Source organism: Helicobacter sp. (genome assembly GCF_014799995.1).
In the GTDB taxonomy this organism is placed as follows: Bacteria; Campylobacterota; Campylobacteria; order Campylobacterales; family Helicobacteraceae; genus Helicobacter_D.
Genome location: NZ_JAAVGY010000023.1, coordinates 18662 through 30222, shown reverse-complemented (window position 1 = coordinate 30222; position 11561 = coordinate 18662). Strand labels below are relative to the sequence as shown.

General features: G+C 38.8%; 8 protein-coding genes and 1 pseudogene. All 9 read right to left on the bottom strand.

What is annotated here, in order from left to right:
• Positions 1 to 890 (bottom strand): annotated as a pseudogene (locus tag HDT10_RS03835) (hypothetical protein); the annotation flags it as partial.
• A complete protein-coding gene (locus tag HDT10_RS03830; RefSeq protein WP_290880175.1) occupies positions 883 to 1719 on the bottom strand; it encodes a TIGR00282 family metallophosphoesterase in 837 nt (278 codons plus the stop codon). The gene HDT10_RS03830 and the pseudogene HDT10_RS03835, both read right to left, overlap by 8 nt.
• A 9-nt stretch (positions 1720 to 1728) precedes the next feature.
• Positions 1729 to 4797: a transcription-repair coupling factor gene (gene mfd, locus HDT10_RS03825; protein WP_290880172.1), complete on the bottom strand. Its 3069-nt coding sequence runs from the start codon at positions 4795 to 4797 to the stop codon at positions 1729 to 1731.
• Positions 4784 to 5248 (bottom strand): polymer-forming cytoskeletal protein, encoded by a 465-nt coding sequence (locus tag HDT10_RS03820; protein ID WP_290880170.1) that lies wholly within the window; start codon positions 5246 to 5248, stop codon positions 4784 to 4786. The genes mfd and HDT10_RS03820 overlap by 14 nt, the downstream gene beginning before the upstream one ends.
• The gene (locus HDT10_RS03815; RefSeq protein ID WP_290880167.1) at positions 5167 to 6117 is read right to left on the bottom strand and encodes a M23 family metallopeptidase; all 951 of its coding nucleotides are present in this window, start codon (positions 6115 to 6117) and stop codon (positions 5167 to 5169) included. The genes HDT10_RS03820 and HDT10_RS03815 overlap by 82 nt, the downstream gene beginning before the upstream one ends.
• Positions 6104 to 7363, bottom strand: coding sequence for a bifunctional folylpolyglutamate synthase/dihydrofolate synthase (locus HDT10_RS03810; protein WP_290880165.1), 1260 nt, complete (start codon positions 7361 to 7363; stop codon positions 6104 to 6106). The genes HDT10_RS03815 and HDT10_RS03810 overlap by 14 nt, the downstream gene beginning before the upstream one ends.
• Positions 7353 to 8585 (bottom strand): diguanylate cyclase, encoded by a 1233-nt coding sequence (locus HDT10_RS03805; RefSeq protein WP_290880162.1) that lies wholly within the window; start codon positions 8583 to 8585, stop codon positions 7353 to 7355. Before HDT10_RS03805 ends, HDT10_RS03810 begins: the two co-directional genes overlap by 11 nt.
• Entirely contained in the window at positions 8585 to 9091 is a 507-nt protein-coding gene (lptE, locus tag HDT10_RS03800; RefSeq protein ID WP_290880160.1) for an LPS assembly lipoprotein LptE, read from the bottom strand. Before lptE ends, HDT10_RS03805 begins: the two co-directional genes overlap by 1 nt.
• Positions 9091 to 11553, bottom strand: coding sequence for a leucine--tRNA ligase (gene leuS, locus HDT10_RS03795; protein WP_290880158.1), 2463 nt, complete (start codon positions 11551 to 11553; stop codon positions 9091 to 9093). Before leuS ends, lptE begins: the two co-directional genes overlap by 1 nt.
• Positions 11554 to 11561 lie beyond the last annotated feature (8 nt).

Genomic DNA, 11561 nt, shown 5'->3' with positions numbered 1-11561 from the left:
AGAGTTGGAGATTTTATAATCTCAAAGTTTAATTTCTCAAATTGTTTTGGCATTAAAGGTAAAGGAATCTCAAAGGGACAATTCTCAAAATAAGCAAAACGATTCTTATTTGTATTGCAGTATAAATAATCATAGACAAACTCTAGCTTCTCTTGTGCGCTTTGTAAGGATTCTAACTTAGACTCTATGGCTTTGGGAGAGAGGAAAGAGGCTTGGTTGTAGGAAAAAGAAAATTTCTCCTCACGCATTGTTTCATAGCGCATTGTCATTGCCTTATCCCAACTATGCACACACTCGCCACTCCAAAAGATTCCCTCTTTTACTTGTTTGCAAGGATTCCCTGCATTAATCGTATTAGAATGATATTTCTTTCCCACCACTAAGCTTTTAGCACCTATCACACTCCCACTTGCCACAAAGCCACCTTTGACAAACCCTACTTCCTGCCCTATCCAAATATGGTCGCCTAGATAAATGCTTTTGCTAGGATTTATGCGCTTTTGGGAGCTTCTATCGTAAATCAAATGCCAATCAATCACATTAAACCAAAGAGGGTGAGAAAAAAGACTATTGTTGCCTAAAATAATATTTTTATGCTCTGATGCGAAAAACCATCGTCTGCCATAAGGATTAAAATAATTATTGTTTCCAATGAAGCACACACTATCGTATCCCATATGAATAGAATCGCTATTCATCGTAGAATCCCCAATGAATAGCAACGCATTGTTGCCGAAAAACTCAATCAATGTATTGCTTAAATAACTTTTTTCACTCAAAAACAAAATATTTTCGCTTCCCTTAAATTCAACTTTAGAATTTTGTAAAATATCTCTTAAGGGCTTGAAGTGGTAAATGATATTCTTTCTTTCGTCTATGGTTTTAAACATTTTTATCCCTTTCCTTGTCTGCATTCAATGTTTTTCGTAGCTTCCCATTATCCACCGCCTTAAGCTTAAAGGCTTCTACGCATTTCCCTTGCACAATCTCACACACAATCATTTGAAAAATACTCGGGATTCCATTTCCCTCTGGCACATTTAAGCGATTGGGCAAACCTGTTAAAAACCTCTCAATAGGTTCTTTTGCCTCCATTCCAATCACGCTTTCTCGTGCTCCACACATTCCTATATCACTCACGCCAAATGTCCCGCTAAAAATCTCCAAATCATCTGTGCCTATATGTGTATGTGTGCCGACAATCGCACTGATTTGTCCCTTAAGCATCATCAGCATTGCCCTCTTTTCGCTTGTAGCCTCTGCGTGAAAGTCTAGTACAAGATTCATAATGCCCTCTTTATGCAAGGATTCTACCGCGTTTTTAGCACACAAAAACGCATTATCACATTGCGGCATACCAAAATGCCCCATTAGATTTAGAATCGCAAAAGGCTCTCCTTGAATCTCTCCCCGATAGATTCCACTGCCTATCACCCCCTGTGGATAATTATGCGGACGCAAAACCTTAGAGTTTTCAAGTGCTAGGAGAGGCAAAATATCCTTTTTGTCCCAAATATGATTTCCACCTGTGAAAACATCTACACCTGCTCCCCTTAATTCCTGCTCACAAGCGATACTAAGCCCAAATCCGTGACTTGCGTTCTCCCCATTTGCCACGACAAAGTCTAAGCGGTATTCCTCCCTTGCTTGCTGCAAATAACGCGCAACTTGCCGCCTGCCGATTTTGCCTACAATATCCCCAATCAACCCTAATCGCATTACTTTCCCTCAATCTTTTTGCTTTGATTCTGTGGATTGTTTTGTGCCTTTCAAAGATTCTAAATGCTTAAAAACCGCTTCTAGCAAATCCTCTTCATCTTTACTTGTGGCTTTGATTGTTAATTTTTCACCCTCTAAATTTACAAAAGAAATGTTTTGCTGATAATTCAAAATGCTTGCGATTCCGCAATTTCTTGCGATAATCTTAATACGAATCAAATCCAAAAACTGCCTTGTATAAATATCCAATCTCCCGAATCGCTCCTCAATCTCTCCCTCAATCAAAAATACCGCATTTTCTTCTTTACACTTAGAGAGTCTCCGATAAATTTCTAGGCGCAAACGTTCGGATTCTATCAATTCTGGGTTTAAAAACGCAGTAACGGTAAGCTTCACATCAATAGGATTCTGCTTTTGCTGCACATCTCCACTTAGAGTAAAAATCGCTTCCTCTAGCATACGCAAGTAGAGAGAATAACCTATGTTTTTGATATGTCCGCTTTGAGCCTCACCTACGAGATTGCCTCCACCACGAATCTCTAAATCGTGGTAAGCAAGTGCGCCCCCACTCCCTAGAAAAGAGTTTTTCTCCAATGCCAAAAGACGTTTTTTAGCATCTGCGGTAATACGCTCAAAGTCCTCTATGAAAAGATAACAAAATCCCTCTTTATTCCCTCGCCCTACGCGCCCACGCAATTGGTGCAAATCCGCGATTCCAAAGCAATCTGCACCCTCAACGATAATCGTATTGGTATTAGGCAAATGAATCCCTGATTCTACAATGCTCGTGCAAAGCAAGAGAGGATATGTGCCTTTAGCAAAGTCCAAAACAATATCCTCCGCTTCTGTGGCGGGAATTTGTGAATGCAGAATCGCAATTTTTAATTGGGGAAGCAGATTCAAAATCTCCTCTTTTTTTTGTGTAATCGTGGCAATATTATTATGGATATAAAAGACCTGCCCGCCCCTTCGCATTTCACGCAAGATGACTTCTTTTAACAAAACCGCATCATAGGCTTTGACAAAAGTGCGTGTAGCTTGTCTCTCGCTTGGGGGGGTTTTTAACTCACTTAAACCCTTAATCTTAGAGAGTGCCATATTTAATGTTCTTGGAATCGGAGTAGCGGACATAGAGAGCAAATGGACATTTTGGCTTAAGTCTTTGATTCTTTCTTTTTGCTTCACGCCGAATTTATGCTCCTCATCTACAATCATTAGGGCTAACTTCTTAAACTCCGCATTTAAAAGAGCGTGCGTGCCTACGACTGCGTCTAACTCTCCACTTTTAAGGTTGGCTAGAATTTGTTTTTTTTCTCTTGCGCTGACATATCTATCTAGGCGCGCTAACTTTAACCCAAAGGGCGCAAAACGTTCTTGTAGGGTATTAAAATGCTGATAAGCTAGCAAAGTCGTGGGTGCAATCATAGCGGATTGGTAGCCATTTAAAAATGCTACAAACATCGCATTCATCGCGACTTCTGTCTTGCCAAATCCAACATCTCCGCTTAGCAGCCTGTCCATTACGCGCCCCGAGCTTAAATCCTTAAAAATTTCTGCAATCGCTTGCGTTTGGTCTTCTGTGTAATGGAATCCACTTTGGTTTTGAAAGATTAAAATTTCCTCCTTTGCCACATTAAAGACAACACCATCAAGCAATTCTCGTTTTGCCGCTAGCGCAATAATAGCATTTGCAATAATAAAAAGCTTTTCTTTTACTTTTTCCTTGAGCTTCGCAAAAGAACCTTTCCCTAGTCGGTCTAATAATGGAATCCCTCCACTATCTGCGACATAGCGGTCAATCCTCTCTAGGTTTTCAACAGGTAAAAGCAATTTGTCCTCGCCAAGATAACGCAATTCAATGAAATCGCGCGTTGCTCCAAAAATATTTGCTTGCACGATTCCATTAAAAATTGCGATTCCATAATCACAATGCACGACATAATCACCCAAATTCAATTCATCTAAAAATATCTTGGCTTTGGCGCGTTTTTTTTGCCTTTGGGCTGCATTTAGCGATAAAATAAGCTCATTTTTGCCCAAAATATTAACCGAAATATCCAAATCCAATAGAAAATGGAATCTCGTATCAGACAGCGCAATCCCTGCTTGTCGCACCTGCGATTCTGTTTTGGCAATAATCGTGGTCTGCTTGTCCTTATGAAATTCTAAAAAAGTCTTTAGGGTATTGAAATGAAACTCAAAATCTTGGTATTCCTTGCTTTCGCTTATTTCAGTTCCATTCAAGATTCTTTGTAATTTCTGCTCATTATGCTCTTTAAATTCTAAAGTTTCTTGCGCTAATTTCTTAACATTTGAAAGCAAGATAAAAGGATAGGTTTGCAAAAAGTCTTGCGCTGCGTGGATTTTATCCAAATACCAAAACCCAAAGCTTGCCAAACTACCATTCCTTGAAACATCGTTCAACAAAGGCGTTTGTTGCTCCAAGATTGCATTTTGCAAGAGAGCATAAGATTCCGCATTGAGATTAAAAAACGCCGGTGGAATCGTGAGATTCTCTAATTCTTCTTTAGAGCAAAGCTGACTTTGGACATCAAACGCGCGAATGCTCTCTACCTCATCGCCAAAAAGCGTAATGCGATAGGGCTGCAAACCCTGCGCAAATATGTCAATAATATCTCCTCTAATAGAAACTTCACCGCTAAGTTCTACCAAATCTACAAACTCATATCCCAAATGAAACAAAGTCTCTTTGAAGTCTTTTAGAGAAAGAGTTGCGCCAACTTGTAATGAAATGCCTTGCAGGGATTCCGCATTAGGCAGGGAATGCAGCAGAGTTAAAAGGGGGCTAAAGAGAATTTTCGCACCCTTACAAGCATAAAATTCTCTTAGTGTAGAGAAAATTTCGCTTAATTCTTCTTGAAAACTGCGCAAATCCTCACCAAAAACAGCGCGAAAGTCGGGCAACACAAAGGTATCAAACCCCAATAATCGCGCCACATCGCAAGCACTTAACGCATTTTGCTTCTCTTCGGCAATAATAAGCAAGCCATCTTTAAAATGGCGATTAAATTCTCTTTTTAAACTTTTAAGATGCGCATAAACGCTACTTTGACTCACCGCCGTCCTCTGATTTTTTTAGGCTAAAGGGTGTAATTTTTGATTTATCCAAGCCTATTTTATTGGCTTTGTCAAATCCATTGTTGTATTCATTGTTCTTATGCACAACACTTTGTCCGACAAATTCCCCTGTTTTCTCAATGATGAGTTCTCTTGCGGTAATACTGCCATCAATTCTACCTTGTGGCAGAATCTCTACGATATTACATTCACAATCCCCCATTAATTTTCCGCTCACAACCAAATGTTCGGAATTGATACTTCCATTAACACTACCATTTTTACCAATGGCAACATTTGTTTTGGCGATAATATTACCCTCTAAAGTCCCATCAATGTGTAAATTACACTCACTAATGACATCACCTTTTATTTTTGTCCCTTGCGCGATGATGCTGGTATTTCCTGAATTTCCGCTAATTTGTTTATCATTGTTAGCAAAGATTGCCATTTTATGTTTTTCTCCTTTTCAAAAATTTGCGTATAATCTCGCATAGTCCATTCTATAAATGGGCGTGGATTAAGGTCGCGATTTAGATAACGAATCTCATAGTGCAAATGCGGTCCTGTGCTCCTCCCACTATTTCCGGAATATGCGATAAGTTGCCCTCGTTGCACAAATTCTCCTTTATTCACAACAATTTTATTCAAATGCGCATAAAATGTTTTGAATCCAAAAGAATGTTCTAATTTTACCATAATTCCATAGCCACCATTATAACCATTATTGGTAAAATCCGCTACACCATCTGCAGGCGCGTAAATTGGCGTCCCCGTAGGCACACCAAAATCCATACCATTATGAGGTGCAGTGCGCTGCAACACAGGATTCACACGTGTTCCCCATTCAGAGGTAATACGATAACTCCCGCGCAAGGGAACGCCATTGGGAATTAACTGCATTACAAATGCCTTTTGCGCCCCCGTTATCTTTGCTAAATCTACGCGTTCAATAAGACTTAAATCCTGTGGTGCTTCTATCGTTTGATCGCTTAGTCCCACGATTCCTTCTAAATCCTCAATTCTATCAGAAACTTTGACTAACTCTTCTGTCTTTTCATCTACTAAAGCACGTAATTGTGTATTTTTTTCGTTGATTTTCAGATACTCTTGCTGCATCAAATCCCGCTTGGTTTCAATCTGTTTTACTTCTTTTAAAAGCAGTCGTATAGAGATAAAACTAAAGAAAAATATGACGACAACAAGCAAAATGACATAAAGCATAATTTGCTTCATATATTGATGAACATTATATTGTGTTGAGCCATTGACATCTGTAATTGTAACGACAAAGCGATTCTTCACATTATCTCCCTGCAATCTCATTCTTTACAAAATGCGCTAGAAATTCTGCTACAACACTAAATGAACCGCACACTAAATATTTTTCCTCTTGATGAATCATTTTAAAATCTCTAAACTCTATTTTCAATTCTTGCAAAATCTTTTCTAATTGCGCCTTTGCAATAATGCGAGGATGAGCAACTTCTAATATCTCTACGCGTTTAATTATCGGTGCAAATTCCGATAAAACCGCACGAGGATTTTTATCAAAATAGGAATTATAAACTAAAACACATTTATTTTGACTAAAATCATTATTTTTTAGTTGATTGACAAGCGTTTGTGCTGCATTGACATTATGGGCAACATCTAAATAAATATTAGAAGCTAACCTTTGCATACGTCCTTGTAAATCTAATGGAGGGAGAGAAGCAAGCAAAGAATCCAATGAAAAGTCTTTCATCTTTAATCGTGATTGTTTTTGTTCTAAAATCTCCTTCAAAGCTAGCAACCCATATAAAGCCAAAGTAAGATTCTGCGCTTGATAGTCTGGATAATTTTGCGCTTGAATCCATTGGAAAATTTCATCAGGAATCTTATCTAAAATCTCTAGTTTTGCCTTTTTCTTGTTTGCGATTTCCTTTGCGATTCTTGCGACAACACCTACATTTTCACTATCTACTTCACTTTGGAATCCCAAAATAGCCCTCTTGGACATCGCATTGAGCTTAGTTACTGCAATTTTTTCTAAAGTATCTCCCAAAATTTCTTGATGGTCTAAGGCAATGCTTGTAAAAAGCGATAATTCTGCTTGCGCGCAAGTTGTCGTAGAATCAAACTCCCCTCCAAGCCCCGCCTCAAGCACGACAATATCACAATCACTAAAAACACTCAACGCTAAAAAAGTCAAGACTTCAAAATAACTTGCTTGCTCTAATTGCGATTCCGCCATAGAATCAAGTGCCAAAAAAGCCTCGTTTAAAGCCTCTCTTGAAAGATTTGCTCCATTTTTCCAAAAACGTTCGCTAAGGCATAACAAATGCGGGGAGCTGAAATGTCCTACACGTATACCTAATTGATATAACATTAAACTTAAAAATCTCCCCGTGCTTCCCTTGCCATTCGTGCCAATTACTTGGACAATCGTTTGCGAAGAGGGCTTTGGAATCTTTAATTGTTGCAAGATTCTAGGCGCACGCATAGGGTCAAAGGGGGCATATTCTGTTCCCTTTTCGTCCAAGAATCTTTCTAATTGCGTTTCATTGTGCGCGTTAAGATTCATAATCAATAATTCCTTTAGAATCTTTATGCTGACTAAATTCTTCTAAGCTTACCTTGAGCATATTTTCCAAACTTTCAGATTCCACCCTGTGAGAAACTTGCGCACTCAAAGAAATATTAATGCGCGTTTGCTGAAACATAAAAATACTTTGGCTCACGATAGAATCCAAATTACGAATAAATTGGATTGCTTCTTCTTTCGTGCGCTCTAGCAAACACGCCAAAAATTCCTCGTCTCCATAATATGCAATCAAATCGCTTTCATTGCTATATTGCTTAAGTAATTTTCCCAAAGTCGCCAATACGCGCTTTGCCGCTTCCAATCCAAAATGTTCTTTGATTTTGTCATACGCTGCAATGCCAAAAACAATCACAGAATAATTTTTATGATTTTCTTTAAACTGCGATTCTGCAAAATTCAACACCTCTTGCATTCCCTGCTTACCCACAAGCGTTGTCGTCGCATCAATAGGCAAAGAATAAATGTCCTGATATTTTAAGGGTACGTGGTGGCTTTTGTGTTTATGTTTATGGGATTCTTTGTGTGGGGCTGCTTGCGAGGATTCCTCTGCACTTTGATTTTGCGTTGCTTTGGCAAATTGTTCTTTCAAAATCTTTTCCAATTTGTGCAAGAGTTTTATCTTTTTTTCTTTCTTTGTATCCGTTTTTAATATCTTGCGCGCCTCCTCTTGCCATTGGCAAAAAGCAGAATCTGGAATCTTAAAGCCACTCAAAATCTCTAAACCTTTCGCCAAATCCACGAAATCCAATTCTACGATTCCTTTAATCTGCTCTGCCCAACGTTCGCGCCATATCTGCATAGATTGGGCATTAAGTTTGTCAATCTCTAATAATTGTCCTTTTGCAAGCATACTGATTTCTTTCTGTGGGTATGTCGCAAGCAAACGCAAAAGAAATTTTAGAATCTCTAATTGAGTATAAAATTTTTTCTTGTAGAAAAAGAGATGATGAATAGCCTTCACCAAAGAAGTAATCAATTCATTTTTATTTTTAAATTGACGATTCAAAAGGCTTTCTTTGACTTCTTGACTTAGCATTTCAAGAATTTTCTCCATACTAAAGTCTCTCTCATCAACGCGAATACCTAACTTTTTTGCTTGTGCATAAAAAGCTTCAGTATAAAATTCTGGTGTCGGCTCTTTACCCTCTTTTAATAGTTCCCTTAATGCTTCCCTAGCGATGATTTGAGCATTTTGCATCATTATTTATTGATTCCCATTTGTGAAATAAAACCATCAATGGCTTGCAAAACCGCTTGATTGATTGCTTCAAGACGAATAGAATCCGTAATGATAGAGGTATCATTGAGCGAAAAATTATAATAGCCTCTTTTGGAGAAAATGCGTGTTTTTTGGGCTAAAATATCGGTATATTTAAATTCCACATTGACGGCACAACGATAAAATGTTGCAAATCCCGTGTGGTTCTCCGCAAGAGTGTTGAAGCTTATACTTTGTAACTGCACTTCAATCACGGAAGTGGAATCCTCTCTGCTTACAGCATTAATATGCAGACGCTCAAAGATTGCCCTTGTAATCTCATCTTTGAGAGCTACACTATTTTGTGGGTCGCGTGGATTGATTTTGACTTCTACAAAAACCTTATCCCCGACTGCTTCTCGTGCCTTATGTGCAATGGGCTGATAGCCACACGCATTCAATACTACTAGCAAAGTAAGCAAAGCAGCAATTTTTGAGATTCCAATCATCATTTCACCACAAAGTTAATGAGTTTATTAGGCACAACAATCTCTTTTACAATCGTTTTCCCTTCTATCCATTTAGAAACTTCCGCTTTGGCGAGCTCCAATGTCTCTTTATCCTGACAATTCAAATCTACTTTAATTTCTCCGCGCCGCTTCCCATTAATCGTAATTGCCATCATAATGGAATCTTCTTTGAGAGCCTCCTCATCTAATGCGATTCCTTTAAAGTTTTCCAAATTAAAATATTCCTGACTTAATTCCCAACAAATATGCGGAATAATGGGTTCTAAAACATTTAAGAGTATGAAATATCCCTCACTCCAAATCTCTGCGTTGTCTTGTTCGCTTAAGGCATTCAAGGCTTCCATACACGCAGCAATTAAGGTATTAAAAGCATAGCCATTTTCGTGGCAGAAAGTCTCTTGATATTTTTTCAAAGCCTCATAGACTTTTTTGCGAGCATATTTTTCTTTTTCATTCAAATTTTGCACTTGTATTTTGGGCAGTTTTTGAATCTTTTGTATTTTTTCGGTCTTTGCACAAAGTCGTTTAATAAAACGATAAGAGCCCTCTACTGCGGAATCGTTCCACTCTAATTCACGCACAGGCGGAGCAGCAAACAAAATAAATAATCGCGCAGTGTCCGCACCATATTGTGCGATAATCTCTTCAGGATCTACGACATTACCTTTAGATTTGCTCATTTTTGCGCCCTCTTTGGTTACCATACCTTGTGTGAGCAAATGCGAAAAAGGCTCATTGGAATCTGTATATCCTAAAGAGCGCAAAACTTTGGTAAAGAATCGCGAATATAGCAAGTGCAAAATCGCGTGTTCAATTCCTCCGATATACTCATCTACATTCATCCAATAACGCTCATCAGAACGACTCAACATTTCGTCTTGACGCAATTCTTGAGGAGTGGTATAACGCAAAAAATACCAACTAGATTCTACAAAAGTATCTAATGTATCTGTTTCTCTAATGGCATTTTTGCCACATTTAGGACAAGCGCAATACTTCCAATAAGGGTGTCTCTCTAGTGGATTCCCCTCTCCATCAATCACAATATCTTCTGGCAAAGAAACAGGCAAATTCTGCTCTGGCACGATTCCGCAAGCCTCACAATGAATAAGAGGAATCGGAGTGCCCCAATAACGTTGCCTTGAAACACCCCAATCACGCAATTTAAAATTTACCACAGCTTTTCCTAATTGGTGTTGCTCGAAATACTCAATAATTCTTGCTTTTGCCTCCTCATTATCTAAGCCATTATACTCGTTAGAATGGATTAAGATTCCATTTTCACCATAAAAATCCTCTTTGGGCAATTTGACATTGGAATCTTTAGGAGCAATCACAGGAATAATGGGCAGATGATACTTTTTAGCAAAATCATAATCTCTTTCATCGTGTGCAGGCACACTCATTACCGCTCCGCTTCCATAGCCAATAAGGACAAAATTCGCCACCCACAATGGAATCTTGACTTTTGTTAAGGGGTGAATCACAGAAATACCAAGCGGCACACCCTCCTTTTCTTGTTGCGCGCGTTCCTTTTCGCTTGTATTTTGTATCGCAAGAATCTGTGCCTTTTGTTCTTGTGTGATTCCATAAGATTCCGCATTTTCTAATACAATTTTGACTAATGGGTGTTCTGGGGCTAATGCACAATAACTCACGCCAAAAATCGTATCTGGACGCGTGGTAAAAACCTCTATGGATTCTATTGTGCAATCAGGCGATTCTACTTTGTTTTCTAGTTCAAAGGCAAAGCTCAAACCCTCTGACTTGCCAATCCAATTCCTCTGCATTGTCAGTACTTGGCTAGGCCACTTACCCTCTAAGGTGTCCAAATCGTCTAGCAACTCTTGAGCATAGTCTGTAATCCTAATGTAATACTGATACATTTCCTTTTGCACCACAGGGGTATCACAACGCCAACACTTCCCCTCAATCACTTGTTCGTTAGCAAGCACGGTTTGGTCTTTAGGACACCAATTTAAGAAGCCCTTTTTACGATAAATCAAGCCTTTTTCCCACATTGCGATGAATAAGGCTTGCTCCCATTTGGAATAAATAGAATCGCAAGTCGCAAGCTCACGCGTTTTAGAAAACGAGAATCCCAAGCTATAAAGCTGACGTTTCATATTTTCAATATTAGAATAAGTCCAAGCCTTAGGGTGTGTTTTATGTTTGATTGCAGCATTTTCCGCAGGCATTCCAAAAGCGTCCCAACCAATAGGGTGCAGGACATTAAAACCCTCTTTGCGAAACTTCCTAGCAATCGCATCACTAATGCAATAATTGCGCACGTGTCCCATATGAATATTGCCGCTAGGATAAGGAAACATACTCAAAATGTATTTTTTGGGCAATGCTTTGTTTGGATTTGGTTCATACAAACTATTTTCTTCCCAAAATTTCTGCCACTTCTTCTCAATCACTTTTGCATTGTATTCCACATTAGCTC